This window comes from Moraxella canis (assembly GCF_034424565.1).
Classification (GTDB): Bacteria; Pseudomonadota; Gammaproteobacteria; order Pseudomonadales; family Moraxellaceae; genus Moraxella; species Moraxella canis.
The window spans coordinates 1,384,392-1,401,438 of record NZ_CP139961.1 but is presented as its reverse complement, the minus strand read 5'-3'; the positions used below and the strand labels follow the sequence as shown (position 1 = coordinate 1,401,438).

9 protein-coding genes and 1 tRNA gene are annotated in these 17,047 nt (G+C 45.6%); 2 read left to right on the top strand and 8 right to left on the bottom strand.

Annotated features, from left to right (window positions below):
• Positions 1-53: 53 nt before the first annotated feature.
• Positions 54-129, bottom strand: a tRNA-Phe gene (locus U0021_RS06330).
• Positions 130-420: 291 nt separating this feature from the next.
• On the opposite strand from U0021_RS06330, the gene U0021_RS06325 reads away from it, so the two are divergent.
• Positions 421-579: a DUF1328 family protein gene (locus U0021_RS06325; RefSeq protein ID WP_049237842.1), complete on the top strand. Its 159-nt coding sequence runs from the start codon at positions 421-423 to the stop codon at positions 577-579.
• Positions 580-717: 138 nt separating this feature from the next.
• Here U0021_RS06325 and U0021_RS06320 read toward each other — a convergent pair whose 3' ends face one another.
• On the bottom strand, positions 718-2,892 hold the full coding sequence (locus U0021_RS06320) for a carboxy terminal-processing peptidase (protein WP_114800818.1): 2,175 nt from the start codon (positions 2,890-2,892) through the stop codon (positions 718-720).
• Positions 2,893-3,126: 234 nt separating this feature from the next.
• On the opposite strand from U0021_RS06320, the gene nagZ reads away from it, so the two are divergent.
• Complete coding sequence (gene nagZ, locus U0021_RS06315) at positions 3,127-4,203, top strand: beta-N-acetylhexosaminidase (protein WP_114800817.1); 1,077 nt, start codon at positions 3,127-3,129, stop codon at positions 4,201-4,203.
• Between the two features lie 149 nt (positions 4,204-4,352).
• Here the strand turns inward: nagZ and gorA are convergent, their stop codons facing one another.
• The 6 genes from gorA to rplJ all read right to left on the bottom strand — a co-directional run bounded on the left by gorA (position 4,353) and on the right by rplJ (position 17,040).
• The gene (gene gorA / locus U0021_RS06310; RefSeq protein WP_114800816.1) at positions 4,353-5,723 is read right to left on the bottom strand and encodes a glutathione-disulfide reductase; all 1,371 of its coding nucleotides are present in this window, start codon (positions 5,721-5,723) and stop codon (positions 4,353-4,355) included.
• A gap of 106 nt (positions 5,724-5,829) precedes the next feature.
• Positions 5,830-7,062 carry a phosphoglycerate dehydrogenase gene (serA, locus tag U0021_RS06305; protein WP_227538725.1) on the bottom strand — a complete coding sequence of 411 codons (1,233 nt, stop codon included), beginning with the start codon at positions 7,060-7,062 and terminating at the stop codon, positions 5,830-5,832.
• A 209-nt stretch (positions 7,063-7,271) separates the two neighbouring features.
• The gene (rpoC, locus tag U0021_RS06300; RefSeq protein ID WP_114800814.1) at positions 7,272-11,510 is read right to left on the bottom strand and encodes a DNA-directed RNA polymerase subunit beta'; all 4,239 of its coding nucleotides are present in this window, start codon (positions 11,508-11,510) and stop codon (positions 7,272-7,274) included.
• Positions 11,511-11,591: 81 nt separating this feature from the next.
• The gene (gene rpoB / locus U0021_RS06295) at positions 11,592-15,683 is read right to left on the bottom strand and encodes a DNA-directed RNA polymerase subunit beta (protein ID WP_114800813.1); all 4,092 of its coding nucleotides are present in this window, start codon (positions 15,681-15,683) and stop codon (positions 11,592-11,594) included.
• Between the two features lie 421 nt (positions 15,684-16,104).
• Complete coding sequence (gene rplL / locus U0021_RS06290) at positions 16,105-16,479, bottom strand: 50S ribosomal protein L7/L12 (protein ID WP_049237832.1); 375 nt, start codon at positions 16,477-16,479, stop codon at positions 16,105-16,107.
• Between the two features lie 57 nt (positions 16,480-16,536).
• Positions 16,537-17,040, bottom strand: a complete 504-nt coding sequence (rplJ, locus tag U0021_RS06285; protein WP_049237830.1) for a 50S ribosomal protein L10 — start codon at positions 17,038-17,040, stop codon at positions 16,537-16,539.
• Positions 17,041-17,047 lie beyond the last annotated feature (7 nt).

Below are 17,047 nucleotides of genomic sequence, written 5' to 3'. Positions count from 1 at the left end.
TTAATGTACTGAACAACCAAAAAACCCCAAGCATTTGCTTGGGGTTTTTAATATGGTGGCGAGAGGCAGGATCGAACTGCCGACACACGGATTTTCAATCCGTTGCTCTACCAACTGAGCTATCACGCCGAATTGCTGCATATTAAACCAAAATTTCATCAACTTGTCAAGAAAAATGTGTGCAAGATTGCACTTTGTATTATATTGTCAGGTTTGTGCACTGATACGCACAAGTTATTACACAATCTTTGTTTAATTTCACACAGCTTACAATTTATCAGTATTTATAATAAAACGATTCCTCTAAAATAACTTCTAAGAATACAAGAAAGCATGCCTCTTTTTTTCTTTTTCATCAAAACCCCAAACTGGCAACGATACACTTATTGGACAAATGCCAGTCATTATAAGGAGAATCATATGTTTCGCTGGGCTATTATTTTTGCTATTATCGCTGTCATCGCAAGTTTCTTAGGATTTGGTAATATCGCAGGTTTAACCAAAGAGTTTGCCTATATCTTCTTGATCATCGCTGTCATCTTGTTTATCGTTGGCTTTATCGGTGGTCGCCGCAGATAATTGCTATATAAACCATTATCTTAAAGATAGTTAAAATAAAAAAGATAGTTAAAATAAAAAGTCTGTCATTGCGGCAGACTTTTTATTTTTGATTCAATTTTTTTGATTCGCCAAAATTGGCAACCTCATACCAGCAAATTATCGATCGGCATCAAACATCAGGCGCGCCGCCTCAAGCACATAAACCTCACTTTCAGGCAGCTTTGGGCGCTCGTTTTCTTTCATGGCGCCGCGTTCTTCAGCCATCGCCTCTAGGTTGGCTTGATATGTTGACCAATTGGCAAACGGCGTCTCGCCTGTGGCTTGTCTGCGCGCATTTTCGGCAGCCAAAGTACGGTTTTCGATCAGCTGTAATTTGGCACGACGTTTTTGTAAATTGATCTCGGTCGGTTGTTTGTCATCATCAAGCGCACGAATGGCATTGAGTTCAGACAAATATCTAAACTGTGGATCGCTTGCTTGGCGCGCTTTTGACTGCTCATTGAGTGAGCTTAACAGGCTTGGCGAATATTTGCCAGCAGCTTGATAATTCGTTGACTCAATGGTATCCCAAGGCAGCGGATTTTTATATTCACGCTCGCCAAATTCAATGCCTTCATAGATATTGACCAGTTCAACATCAGGCACCACCCCTTTGGTCTGAGTGCTGCCGCCATTGACACGATAAAATTTACGCTGCGTCAATGTCACCGAACCAAGCGCCACATCGTCACGCTGAGTCTGAGCAGTCCCTTTACCAGTAGTCGTACTACCTACCACCAAGCCTAGTCCATAGTCTTGGATCGCCGCAGCAAAAATCTCACTGGCAGATGCCGAGCCAAGATTGACCAGTACAGACAATTTACCATCATACAACTGGCGACCGCCGTCTTTATCTTCAAAGACTTGTACATTGCCTCGATTATCACGAATCTGCACCAAAGGACCTTCTTTGATAAACATACCAAGCATTTTTGCCACTTCATCGAGCGAGCCACCTGGATTATGGCGCAGATCGACCACCAAGCCGTCGATACCTTGAGCGGTCAGGGCTTTGAGCGCTTTTTCGGTGTCGTTGCTGACACTGCGATACTGACTGGCGTCTACACCTTCGCGGCGCGCTTTAAAGTTCAGATAAAAACTTGGAATCTCAATGACACCGACTTTTTTTATGCCGCCATCATAAGGCATCTCAATCACCCGATGCTGCACGCCCGATTCTTCTTGCTGAATGACATCACGCACCAAGGTGACGGTTCTGGCTTGTGAATCTGGCGTATTAGGCTGTTTGACCTTGACGGTCACTTCAGTACCGCGAGCGCCGCGGATCAAAGCGACGATCTCTTTGGTGCTATAGCCGATGGTATCGACCATTTCACCTTGGGCTTGTGCCACGCCGATGATCAAATCATTGGCCAAAATTTGACCTGACTTGGCAGCCGGTCCACCATCTACAAGGCTGACAATGCGAATGTAGTCCGGATTTTTACGATCAGGGCGAATCGAAACGCCAATCCCTTCAAGCTGTAAACTGGTCTGAATTTGGATGTCTTGGGCTTGAACTGGAGCATAATAATTACTGTGCGGATCATAGGCTGTGGTCGCCGCATCAAGAACTGCTTCCATGATTTCGTCATTTTTAAGTCGCTCAAGCTGCTCTTCTTGGCGCTTAAGACGATTTAATAAAATCTCTTTGGGTGTGCGACTTTCTGCCTTGACCAAGTCTTGACCGCGCGCCAATTCAGGATTGTCTAGATACGCTTGGTCTTTGGCTTTGTCGTCTTCTTGATTGAGCATGATGGTAATCAGTGATAGCGCTGTCTGATTTTTCCAATAGTCAAGCTGCTCTTGTTTGGTTTGAAAACGTGGCGCATTTTCGCGATCAAGTGTGATGCGCTTATCGGTATATAAATCAATGTCGGTATCCAAATATGATTTGGCAGCGCTAAAGTATTCAAAAGATCGCGTGCGAAAACGCTCAAAAATCTCAATGCCTGGTGTCATATCACCGCGCATCAGATAAGCGGTGTAAGTGTTGCCGTATTTATTGGTAAATTCGTCCACATCAGATTGCAAAAACAACGTACGATTTGGGTCAAGCTTATCAAAATACATCTGTAAAATGACTTTGCCCATATCCGCATCCAGCCGTTGATCATTATAATGCGCTCGATCAAGCAATATGGCAATCTGACGAGCCGTCACTCGCTGCTCAGGTGTCTGCATAAATGCGGCACGATCGGATGCTTGAGCAAGCGAAGAAAAACTGCTTACAAACAACGCACATGCCACCGCGCCAGCCACGCCTGATAAAAGATATTGTTGTTTTGACATATCCACATCCTGATGTTAGATGATTAAAAAAAACAGGTAAAAAACCCAAAATATCCGCTATCTTAACACAAAAAACACAAAGTTTTTTTACCTAAGTGCTAGTTTTTGTGCAACTGCCTTAAGCAATCGTTACAAAGTCACTACTTGGGTATGAAAATTGGCGCTCCCTTCTCTTTTCATCTTAATTTCATGGCATAATAAGCACCAGACGACTGATTAAGCAAGGAGTTTTTTGTGGCAAAAGGCGTGATTATGGCGGATGTCACCGCCAAGACATTGGATGATCAAGATCGTGCGTTATTATCGCATCCAGAAGTTGGCGGTATTATTTTGTTTGCGCGTAATGTTGAGTCACCTGCGCAAGTGCGTGCGCTCACCGATTCGATACGACAAATTAATCCAAGCGTGCTCATCGCAGTGGATCAAGAAGGCGGGCGTGTGGCACGATTTCGCTCTGGATTCTCACCCCTGCCTGCCATGGGCAAATTGGGTGAATTGCATGATCTAAATCCTGCTGATGCTCTATCATTGGCGTATGACTGCGGCTATTTGATGGCGTGTGAAGTTTTGGCAGTCGGTGTGGATTTTAGTTTTGCGCCAGTGCTTGATATAGACGGGGCAAGCCTTGTGATCGGTGATCGTGCTTTTCATGCAGATCCAGATGTCATCGTGGCGTTATCCAAGCAATTTATGAAAGGCATGAAAGATGCTGGTATGGCAACCACTGGTAAGCATTTTCCAGGTCATGGCTCCATCGCTCCTGACTCACACGTTGCCGATGCGATCGACGACAGAAGCTTTGATGAGATTATGCATCACGACACCCAAACCTTTATCCAAACCTTAGATCAGCTTGATGCGCTCATGCCTGCCCATGTGATTTTTAGCCAAGTTGATGATAAGCCTGCAGGATTTTCCAAACTCTGGATTCAAGATATCGTGCGTAATCAACTTGGGTTTGATGGCGTGATTTTTTCGGATGATTTATGTATGAAAGCAGCGCACATCGCAGGGGATGTGGATGCGCGTGTGCTTGCTGCGCTAGAGGCAGGTTGTGATATGGCGCTGGTGTGCAATCATCGAGACGGGGCATTGCTTGCCATCAAAGCCGCTCAAAGCTTGGCAGATCAGCCGCAACATCGATTTGGGCGCATGAAAGGGAAAATCCCAGATTGGCAAGGCAGCTTGGAAGCCACTTGCCGCCAATTTCCGCTTTGGCAGGCTGTCAAAGATCGTGTGCAAAAAGCCTTTTTTGAAGACAATCAAGAAAGCTTAGCCAAAGACCCAACAGCTTATACCAAGACTTTTTAATCAGCCTTTAAACTTTAAATATCAGTCATTAATATTAAAGGATGAAATTTTTAGGCATTTAAAGACAAGCACTTAAAATAGTTATTGAAAATCGCCATCAAAAAGCCCATGGGCGATACCCATGGGCTTTGATCATTTGTAAAGCATCATCAGCGCATGGTCACAAACTCTTCAGCACCTGTTGGGTGAATGGCGACGGTATTATCAAAGTCCGCCTTGGTTGCACCCATCTTCATTGCAACGGCAAATCCTTGGATCATCTCATCCACCCCAAAGCCAATGCCATGTAGTCCGATGATCTTTTGCTCATCGCCTAGGCACACAAGCTTCATTCGGCACGGCTCACGATGTGCCGTCACCGCACTGTACATGGGCGTAAAGTTTGAGGTATAGACTTTGATGTTGTCAGCACCATAGTGCTCAATCGCCGAAGCTTCGCTTAAGCCTACCGTCCCAATCGGTGGATGACTGAAAATCACCGTGGGCACTAAGCTATAATCCAAATGCTCATCTGGCTTTTGATTAAATAGTCTTTCTGACAATCGACGCCCTGCTGCCACTGCCACCGGCGTCAGCTCAATGCCATTTTCGATGATATCCCCAACTGCATAAATGCCTTCAATGTTGGTGTTTTGAAATTTATCGACAATGATTTGGCCTTTGGCATTGGTCTTGACACCAACACCATCCAGATTAAGCTGATCTGTGGCAGGCTTACGCCCCACCGCCCAAATCACACAGTCTACGGTCTGCTCACGACCATCTTCTAACACCACAGTCAATGAGTTGTCGTCATTTTGGATGATCTGCTTTGGATTGGCTTGGGTGTGTAGCGTGATGCCGTCTTTTTGCATGACATCGACCAGAACTTCAACGATGCCCGCATCAAATGAGCGTAAAGGTTTATCGCCACGAACCATCAGATGCGTTTGGACGCCCAAGCTATTTAGCACGCCTGCCACTTCCACCGAAACGTAGCCTGCACCGATCACCGCGACGCGCTTTGGCAATTCATTCAAAGCAAAAAAACCATCCGAATCGATGCCATATTCTGCACCAGGAATTTGGGGCTTAACTGGCTGACCGCCTGTCGCAATCACAATATGATCAGCGGTAATTTGCTCTGTTGTGCCATCTTCATAAGAAACTTCGATGGTGTTTTTGTCAATAAATCGTCCAAATCCTTTAATCAGATCCACACCGTTTTTGGTGAAAACATTTTGGTATGACTGGTGAATGCGCCCAATATAAGCTTGGCGCGATTCGATCAATCGCCCAAAATCAAATTGCTTAACTTCGACATCAAAACCATAATCCGGTGCGTATTTATGAATCGCCCCAGACACTTGGGCAGCATACCACATGACTTTTTTTGGCACGCAGCCGACATTGACACAAGTACCGCCAACTTGATGCGCTTCAATGATGGCGCATTTTTTGCCGTATTGAGCGGCACGGTTGATAGAAGCAATGCCACCAGAACCCCCGCCGATGGCGATATAATCATAATGTTTGCTCATAATTTCCCCTTAATAACCCTTATTATGATGCCATTGTATCATAAAAACACAAAGCCGCTCTATCAAAAAGCGGCCTTGTCATTATCACTACTATTGATAAAATCAATCAAAACAGAACGCGAACTCGGATGGTCTCCGGCACAGCACGCAGGCGCGCCAAAGCTTTTTCGGAATCGTTATCATCCACATCCATCACCAAGTAGCCCACATCTCCTTTGGTCATCAAAGACTGTGCCGCGATGTTGATGCCTGCATCAGCAAACGAAGCATTGACTTGCGACAAGACACCTGGAACGTTGCGGTGAATGTGCAGCAAGCGATGCGTGCCATCAGTAAATGGAATGGAGACATTCGGGAAGTTGACGGCACTGGTGGTGTCACCCTGATCAGAATAGCGCACGAACTTTTCGGCGACTTCAAGACCGATATTGGCTTGAGCTTCTTGAGTTGAGCCACCGACATGCGGCGTCAAGATCACATTATCAAAGGCGCGTAGTGGTGATTCAAACTCTTCGTCGGCTGATTTTGGCTCTTTTGGGAATACGTCAATTGCCGCACCAAGAATCTTTTTACTCTCAAGCGCCGCCGCCAAAGCATCGATATCCACACATCCGCCGCGCGCAGCGTTGATGAAAAACGCCCCATCTTTCATTTGCGTAAACTCTTTGGCAGTCATCATGTTGCGCGTACTTGGCAAATCAGGCACATGCAGGGTAACGACATCCGCCTTAGATAATAGTTCTTCTAGACTACCAACTTGCACTGCATTACCCAGTGGCAGCTTAGTGATGACGTCATGATAAATAACTTTCATACCCAAACTTTCGGCAAGCACTGACAACTGAGAGCCGATTGAGCCATACCCGACGATACCCATGGTCTTGCCACGCACTTCATAGCTGTCTTTGGCAGACTTATTCCAGCCGCCGCGATGCACGACAGCATTTTTTTCAGGCACGCCGCGCATGAGCATGATGGTTTCAGCAAGCACCAGTTCCGCCACAGAGCGCGTGTTTGAATAAGGCGCATTAAATACAGGAATACCCAGCTCAAGTGCCGCCTCTAGATCAACTTGGTTGGTGCCGATGCAGTAGCAGCCGATGCAGATCAGTTTTTCAGCAGCTTCAAGCACCTTGCGCGTCAGCTGAGTGCGCGAGCGGATACCAATAAAATGTGCGTCTTTGATCTTCTCGATCAACTCAGCCTCATCAAGCGCTGATTTGATGTATTCAATATTTGTATAGCCGGCGTCATTGAGTACTTTTAGCGCATTTTCATGAACGCCTTCAAGTAGCAAAAAGCGGATTTTATCTTTATTTAACGATAAGGTCATGAGAATATCCTTGCAGGTGACAGTCAAAAGTATAGTTATACACCCATTAATACAAATTTGCAATATATTCACAAACTTGCAAATGTAAATTATCAGACAATTTTTGGACTGTATGACTGAAAATACCGATAAGGGCTTTGGCTGGATTATACAGCTTCATTTTAGCCCAAAAAACAAAAGCCCGTTCCTAGAAACGAGCCTTTGAACATATACGCTTACTCTTGAGAGCCCAGCTCATCAGCGAATGCTTTGGCAAAACTGTCTTCAACACTCAAATTATCTTCTGAAGTCGCAGACGGCTCAGCTGCCATGGCTGACAACAGCTCATCAACCTGAACGGTTTCGCTACTGGCATTTTGAGCTTTACGCTGGCGAGCTTGATGATACGCCAAGCCAGTACCTGCTGGGATCAAGCGACCCACAACGACGTTTTCTTTCAAGCCAGACAAGTCATCCACTTTACCCATCACCGCAGCGGCGGTTAAGACACGGGTAGTTTCTTGGAACGAGGCTGCCGAGATAAAGCTTTCGGTCGCCAAGCTTGCTTTCGTGATACCCAGAAGCTGACGCTCATATTGCACAGGGAATTTGCTATTAGCAACCAATTCTGCATTCAACGCGCGAATCTTTGAGTATTCAGCTTGATCGCCTTTGAAGTAGCTTGAGTCACCACCATCAATGACTTCAACTTTGCGCAGCATCTGACGCACGATGACCTCAATGTGCTTGTCGTTGATTTTTACACCTTGTAAGCGATAAACTTCTTGCACTTCATTGACAATGTAATTTGCCAGTGCTGTCTCACCTTTTAGGCGTAAAATATCATGCGGGTTTTGAGGTCCATCAGAAACCACCTCGCCACGCTCAACAGTTTCACCCTCAAAGACGTTGATTTGACGCCATTTTGGAATCAGCTCTTCATGAACATCACCATCTTCATTGGTGATGATAAAGCGGTTTTTACCTTTGGTTTCTTTACCAAAACTGACCACACCACTCATCTCAGCCATAATGGCATGATCTTTTGGACGTCGTGCTTCAAACAAGTCAGCAACACGCGGCAGACCACCGGTAATATCTTTGGTACCTGAGGTTGCCTGTGGGACACGGCCAAGTACCGAACCTGCTGTGACATGCTCACCTTCAGAGACGCGGATGATGGTTTCGTTTGGTAAGAAATAAACCACTTCTTTACCTTCATCGGTATCCAAGATGATCGCAGGACGCAAATCTTTGGCAACGCTTGGGCGATCTTTACTGGTCAAGATTTCAAATGAGCTCACACCCGTCATCTCATCCACCTTAACTGTCGCGGTCATACCATCGGTAATGTCGCTAAAGCGTGCGGTACCTGAGAACTCTGTAATGATCGGATGGGTGTGCGGATCCCATTTGGCGATCACTTGTCCTGCTTCAACGGCATCTGTGTCGCGCACCAAGACGCTTGAGCCATAAGGTACTTTATAGCGCTCACGCTCACGACCTTGATCATCAGCCACACCAATCTCTGCCGAACGAGAAACCACAACCAAATGACCATCGGCATGTTCAACTGTTTTCATATTATGAAAACGAACCGAACCTGAATTACCAACCGATACGCTGTTATCAACAGAAGCCGCAGACGCCGCACCACCAACGTGGAACGTTCGCATGGTCAACTGAGTACCTGGCTCACCAATTGACTGTGCTGCCATCACACCTACAGATTCGCCAATATTGACCAAATGACCACGAGCCAAATCACGACCATAACATTGGGCACAGACGCCCTGAGTGGCTTCACAAGTAATGACCGAGCGCACATACACTTCATCAATTGCATTGGCATCTAGCTTTTCAACCAATCGCTCGTCAATCAAAGTACCTGCAGGCACGACCACTTCGCCATCTGTATTCACCACATCTTTGGCAGCGACACGCCCAAGCACACGATCACCCAAGCGTTCAACAATTTCACCACCATCAATCACGGGTGTCATGCGCTGACCTGCATCCGTACCACAGTCATCTTGGGTGATGACCAAATCTTGCGCCACATCAACCAAACGACGGGTCAGGTAACCTGAGTTTGCTGTTTTCAAGGCGGTATCTGCCAAGCCTTTACGGGCACCGTGCGTTGAGATGAAGTACTGAAGTACCGTCAAGCCTTCACGGAAGTTGGCTTTAATTGGTGTTTCGATAATCGAGCCATCTGGCTTAGCCATCAGACCACGCATACCTGCAAGCTGACGAATCTGCGTTGCACTACCACGAGCACCTGAGTCAGCCATCATATAAATTGAGTTAAATGACTTTTGAGTTTCGGTCTCACCGTCTGCGTTGGTTACCTCGTCTTTAGACAAGTTATCCATCATCGCATTCGCAATTTTATCTGAAGTACGCGCCCAAATATCAACAACTTTGTTATAGCGCTCACCTGCAGTCACAAAGCCCTGCTCGAACTGCTGCTCAATGTCACGGACTTCGGCATCGGCTGTATCCACGATTTGCTTTTTGGTTGGTGGAATAACCATATCTTCCATACCAATCGAAATGCCCGACAAAGTCGCTTGAGCAAATCCCAAATACATCAGATGGTCAGCAAACATGACCGATTCTTTAACGCCCAGTTTGCGATAGCATGAGTTTAAAAGCTTAGAGATGTTTTTCTTGGTCATCTCAGTATTACATTCGCTAAACGCCATACCATCCGGCATGATATTCCAGATCAGCAAGCGGCCAGCTACCGTATCTTGGATGCTGGTACGGCTGGTTTTTTCGCCTGTTTTTTCATCCAAAATCGTCTCAGCCACGCGAACTTTAATCTTGGCATTGACTGACAAATCATCTGAACCAATCGCTCTTAAGGCTTCGTTCACGGTACTAAATACCATGCCTTCACCTTTGGCGTTGACACTGCCGCGGCTGATGTAATACAAGCCCAAAACGACGTCTTGAGAAGGTACGATGATCGGCTCACCGTTTGCAGGCGACAAGATGTTGTTGGTTGACATCATCAAGGCACGAGCCTCAAGCTGAGCTTCCAAAGTCAGTGGTACGTGAACCGCCATTTGGTCACCGTCAAAGTCGGCGTTAAACGCAGCACACACCAAAGGATGTAGCTGAATTGCTTTACCTTCAATCAGCACAGGCTCAAACGCTTGTAGACCCAAACGGTGAAGCGTTGGCGCACGGTTAAGCAGCACAGGATGTTCACGAATGACCATTGCAAGCATATCCCAAACAGCTGGCTCTTCGCGCTCAACCATTTTCTTAGCAGCTTTAATGGTGCTGGCAATGCCGTTTTGAAGCAGTTTGGCATAAGTAAATGGCTTGAACAGCTCAAGTGCCATTTTCTTTGGCAAGCCACATTGATGCAAACGCAGTGTCGGACCAACCACGATCACCGAACGTCCAGAGTAGTCTACGCGCTTACCAAGTAGGTTTTGACGGAAACGGCCTTGCTTACCTTTAATCATGTCAGCAAGTGATTTTAATGGGCGCTTGTTAGACCCTGTAATCGCGCGACCACGGCGACCGTTATCTAGTAGTGCATCGACCGCTTCTTGCAGCATACGCTTTTCGTTACGCACAATGATGTCAGGCGCATTCAGCTCAAGTAGGCGCTTCAAACGATTATTACGGTTGATCACACGGCGATACAAATCGTTCAAGTCTGACGTTGCAAAACGACCACCTTCAAGCGGCACCAAAGGACGCAAATCTGGTGGTAACACAGGTAATACGGTCATCACCATCCATTCAGGCTTGTTGTTTGAGTCGCGGAAAGACTCAAGCAGCTGCAAACGCTTGGACATTTTTTTGAGTTTGGTCTCAGAGCCAGTTTGTGGAATTGCGGTGCGAAGTTCATCAATTTCGCCATCCACATCGATATCACGCAGCAAGTCTTGAACCGCTTCAGCGCCCATCTTAGCAATAAACTCATCGCCATATTGCTCAAGCGCATTAAAATACTCTTCATCATCCAATAGCTGATATTTTTCAAGACTGGTCATGCCAGGATCGGTCACGATGTAGCTTTCAAAATAAAGCACGCGCTCAATGTCACGCAACGTGATATCTAATAGAAGACCGATACGGCTAGGCAATGATTTTAAGAACCAAATATGAGCAACTGGAGAGGCAAGCTCAATATGACCCATGCGCTCACGGCGAACCTTAGCCGCAGTCACTTCAACACCGCAGCGCTCACAAATAATACCTTGGAATTTACGGCGCTTATATTTGCCACACAAGCACTCAAAATCTTTGACAGGGCCAAAGATTTTGGCACAGAATAAGCCATCACGTTCAGGCTTAAAGGTGCGGTAGTTAATGGTTTCTGGCTTTTTAACCTCGCCATGCGACCAAGATTTGATTGCCTCAGGTGATGCCAAAGAAATTTGAATGCTATCAAATTCTTTTACACCATTGTCAGCAGGGCCTTTCATGATATCTAATAAATCTTTCAAAAGGTTTCTCCGTTGTATTCGTCGTAATCTTTACGCCCAGTGATCATTTGATCACTGGGTAGTTTTGGTCTTGGGCTTTGGTTACTTCTTTTCTTTTAAGTCAATGTTGATACCCAGCGAGCGGATCTCTTTGGTTAGGACATTGAACGACTCTGGCATACCAGGATTCATATACTGCTCACCATCGACGATGTTCTTATACATGCGCGTACGACCTTCAACATCGTCCGACTTAACTGTCAGCATCTCTTGCAGGGTGTAAGTTGCACCATAAGCTTCAAGTGCCCAGACCTCCATCTCACCAAAACGCTGACCACCGAATTGCGCTTTACCACCCAATGGCTGCTGAGTCACAAGCGAGTACGAACCTGTCGAACGCGCGTGCATCTTATCATCCACCAAGTGGTTTAGCTTCAGCATATACATATAGCCAACTGTAACAGGGCGATCAAATTTCTTACCTGTGCGGCCATCATAAAGCGTTTGTTGGCCTGTGGTTGATAGATCAGCTAAGCTTAGCAGCTCTTTGATTTGAGTTTCTTCAGCACCATCAAATACCGCTGTGCCCATAGGTACGCCATCTTTTAGATTTTGGCATAGCGCTAACAAATCTTCATCAGACAAGCTGTCTAAATCCACTTGCTCACCGCCAACTTGGTTATAAATCTTATCTAAGAATTCACGCAGTTGAGCGATGCTGGCTTGAGCACGCAGCATGCCATTAATCTTATCACCCAGACCTTTGGCTGCCATACCCAAATGGGTCTCTAGCACCTGACCGATGTTCATACGCGATGGTACGCCCAATGGGTTTAGCACGATGTCAACAGGATTGCCATTTTCATCATAAGGCATGTCCTCAACTGGCATGATGCGCGAGACAACCCCTTTGTTACCATGGCGACCTGCCATCTTATCACCTGGCTGGATACGACGCTTAACCGCCAAATAAACCTTAACGATCTTTTGGACGCCATGCGCCAAGTCATCACCTTGGGTTAATTTGCGTTTTTTCTCGGTAAATTTGTTATCGATGTCTTTTTGCTTATCACTTAAGAATTCAGCAATCTGACCCAAACGCTCCGATACCTCCTCTTCAGCAGGCTGGATATCTAGTAAGCTTTCAAGTGGCAAGTTTTCGATATCTGCAGCGCTTAGAACTGTACCCGCTTTAAAGCCTGCACCGCCGCTGACTTTTTTGCCTTCTAGCAGGCTCAAAATACGGCCTTTTGCTGCTGCTTCAAAAATCACCAATTCTTCTTTTAAGTCTTTACGATAATCGTCAAGCATGGCTTTTTCGATAGACTTAGCGCGGCTGTCTTTTTCAAGACCGTCGCGTGTGAAGACTTGCACATCAATCACCGTACCTTTGGTTGATGATGGCACACGTAAAGATGTGTCTTTAACGTCGGCAGCTTTTTCACCAAAAATGGCACGAAGCAGCTTTTCTTCTGGAGTGAGCTGACTTTCGCCTTTTGGAGTCACTTTACCAACCAAAATGTCGCCAGCATCTACTTCCGCACCGATATACACGATACCTGCTTCATCAAGATTTGCCAGCGCAGCTTCACCGACGTTTGGAATATCGCCTGTGATTTCTTCAGGACCAAGCTTGGTATCACGAGCCACACAAGTCAGCTCTTGGATATGAATGGTAGTAAAGCGATCTTCTTGAACCACGCGTTCAGATAATAAAATCGAGTCTTCGAAGTTATAACCATTCCAAGGCATGAACGCCACGCGCATATTTTGACCCAGTGCAAGCTCACCAAGATCGGTTGACGGACCATCTGCCAAGATATCGCCACGTGCGATTTCATCGCCTTCATTGACAATGACACGCTGGTTAATACAGGTGTTTTGGTTTGAGCGAGTGTATTTAATCAAATTATAAATATCAATACCTGCCTCACCTGCCGTCATCTCGTCTTCATTGACACGCACAATGATGCGGCTGGCATCAACTTCTTCAATCACACCGCCACGCTTAGCAACCACACAAACACCTGAGTCACGCGCCACGTGACGCTCCATACCTGTTCCCACAAGCGGCTTATCACTGCGCAGTGTTGGAACTGCCTGACGCTGCATGTTTGAGCCCATCAAGGCACGGTTTGCGTCATCATGCTCCAAGAATGGAATCAGACCTGCTGCTACCGATACTACTTGACGCGGTGAAACATCCATATGAGTGACTTTATCAGCACTCATACGCACAAATTCGCCGTCATGACGGACACTGACCATCTCTTCGGTCAGCTCACCTTGATCATTCATCGGTGAGTCAGCTTGTGCGATCACCATGCCCACTTCTTCGATGGCAGAAACGTATTCGATCTCATCGGTCACACGACCATCAACCACGCGTCTGTACGGTGTCTCTAGGAAGCCAAAGTTATTTGTTTTGGCAAAAGTCGCCAGAGAGTTGATCAAGCCAATGTTTGGACCTTCAGGAGTTTCAATGGGACAAACACGTCCATAGTGGGTGGTGTGAACGTCACGAACCTCAAAGCCTGCGCGCTCACGCGTCAAGCCACCTGGACCCAATGCTGACACACGGCGCTTATGCGTGATCTCAGATAGCGGGTTGTTTTGATCCATAAACTGCGATAGCTGACTTGAGCCGAAGAACTCTTTGATAGACGCTGCCACAGGTTTTGAGTTGATCAAATCTTGAGGTGACAAATTGTCAGAATCAGCAGTCGTCAAGCGCTCTTTAACAGCACGCTCGACACGCGCCAAACCGATACGGAACTGGTTTTCAGTCATTTCACCCACAGAACGAATACGGCGGTTACCCAAGTGGTCAATATCATCAACTTCGCCGCGACCATTACGGATCTCGATCAACTCTTTTAAGACATCAACAATATCTTGATTCGATAAAACGCCTTGCTCGCGCTGCACATCCATATCGTCAGTGTCAATGAACTCACGACCCAAACGACGGTTGAATTTCATACGACCCACATTCGACAAGTCGTAGCGCTCTTGACTAAAGAACATGGATTCAAAAAGCTTTTCAGCAGTCTCAAGCGTTGGCGGCTCACCTGGACGCATCACTTTATAGATTTCGATCAGCGCCTCTTCACGAGTCAAAATGGTGTCAGCGCGTAGTGTATCGGCGATATACGCACCATGATCGATATCATTGGTAAATAAAATCTTAAATGATTGAATATTCTTTTCAGCAAGTTTTACCAAAATTTCATGGTCAATCAAGGTATTGGCACGCACCAAAACCTCATCCCCAACCACGATATCCTCGCCAATGATACGCTCATACAAGTATTCATCAGGCACAGCCAGCTTAGTCATACCAGCATCTAGGATTTGCTTAACACGGCGTGCGTTGATACGCTGACCTTGTTCAACAATCACCTTACCATCAGGACTTACGATGTCAAACTGAGCCATCTCGCCTTTTAAACGATCAGCAATCAGTTCAATTTCAAACGATTCAGCACCTTTAAATACTTCTACTTTTTCAAAGAATTGGTCTAAAATTTGAGCGGTATCCATGCCAATGGCGCGTAAAATAATGGTTGCCAATAGCTTACGACGACGGTCGATACGCGCATACACCAAATCTTTGGCATCAAATTCAAAGTCAAGCCAAGAACCACGATAAGGAATAATGCGCGCGTTATAAAGTACTTTACCGCTTGAGTGGGACTTGCCTTTATCATGATCAAAGAAAACGCCAGGTGAACGATGCAGCTGAGAGACGATGACACGCTCGGTACCGTTAATAATGAAAGTACCATTGTCCGTCATCAATGGGATTTCGCCCATATAAACACTTTGTTCACGGACGTCTTTAATGGCAGTTTTGTTTTCTTTATCCTTGATAACAAGGCGAATTTTTACACGCAAAGGTGCTGCAAAGGTTGAGCCGCGCATGATACATTCGCGCTCATCAAACTCAGGCTCACCTAAGTAATACTCAACGAATTGTAATTGAGCATTCCCAGAGTGGCTTTCTATCGGGAAAATTGAAGAAAAAGCCGCTTGTAAACCAATATTGGCACGAGCTTTTGGTTTTTTATGCTCTTGTAAGAATTGCTCATAAGAATCCACTTGGATGGCAAGCAGATAAGGCACATCCATGACATCTGGAAGCTTTGAAAAACTTTTACGAATACGTTTCTTTTCGGTATAAGAATATGCCATTAAGATTCCTTAGATTAACTTAAAAATATGCTGCCAAAAAGGCAAACACTGCCAAAGAATTTCTCTATTTAGATAGATAAATTCAAAAATATGAAAGAATCATTGCGATTCTTGAGATAAGCACCCATTTTTTTGAACTCTACAAAGGAAAATCGCACAGAAATAAAACAGACAGACACAACAAATCGCCAAATACCGTTCAGTATCTAGCAAGTCACTGTTAATGATAGGTAAGTCGTTCAGCTTGCATGGGTGCGTTTGTCCTTTTGGAATGTGTTTCTATTCCGCTGGAAGAACAGATACACAAAAGGTCAAATACTTAATTATAATAAAAAAAAGCCAATAATGCAATACATTATCGGCTTTTTTGAAAAATAATTTTTAAATAGCTGTCTATATAACTGGCAGCAATTTAGGGAAATTATTTAAGGTCAACGCTTGCGCCAGCTTCTTCAAGCTTCTTCTTAAGCTCTTCAGCTTCAGCTTTAGATGCCGCTTCTTTAACAGTTTGTGGCGCACCTTCAACTAGGTCTTTGGCTTCTTTTAGACCTAGACCAGTAACTTCACGCACAACTTTAATAACAGCAACTTTCTTATCGCCTGCGCTGGTTAGAACAACGTCAAACTCGTCTTTTTCTTCAGCCGCACCGCCAGCATCGCCGCCAGCTGCTGGAGCTGCTGCTAGAGCTGCTGCAGATACGCCGAACTTCTCTTCCATCGCAGAGATAAGCTCAACGATTTCCATGACTGATTTTTCCGCGATTGCGTCTAAGATTTGTTCATTAGTTAGTGACATAGCAATTATTCCTAAATAAAGGTATGAGAGTAAATAAATTTAAAATGTTACGGTAAATTAAGCCGCTTCTGATTCCATCTTATCACGAAGTGCAGCTAAAGTACGTGCAAGTTTGCCTGCTGCTGCTTCTTTCATAGTACCCATCAGACGTGCGATAGCTTCGTCATAAGTCGGTAGGGTAGCTAGGCGATCGATAGATTTTGCGTCAATAAATTCACCTTCAAAAGCTGCGCCTTTGATTTCGAACTTGTCATTGGTCTTTGCAAATTCTTTGAACAAACGTGCTGCTGCACCTGGATGCTCATTTGAAAATGCGATTAGTGTAGGACCAACGAATACATCGTTCATGCACTCAAAAGAGGTGTCAGCTAGAGCACGACGCAACAAAGTGTTACGTACAATGCGCATATCAACACCTGCTTCACGAGCAGCTTTACGAAGTTCGGTCATCTTTGCTACTGTAACGCCGCGCGAGTCGGCAACTACAGCAGAGAGCGCACCTTTGGCAGCTTCATTTACTTCAGCAACAATTGCTTGTTTGTCTTGAAGATTTAGTGCCATGGGTTGT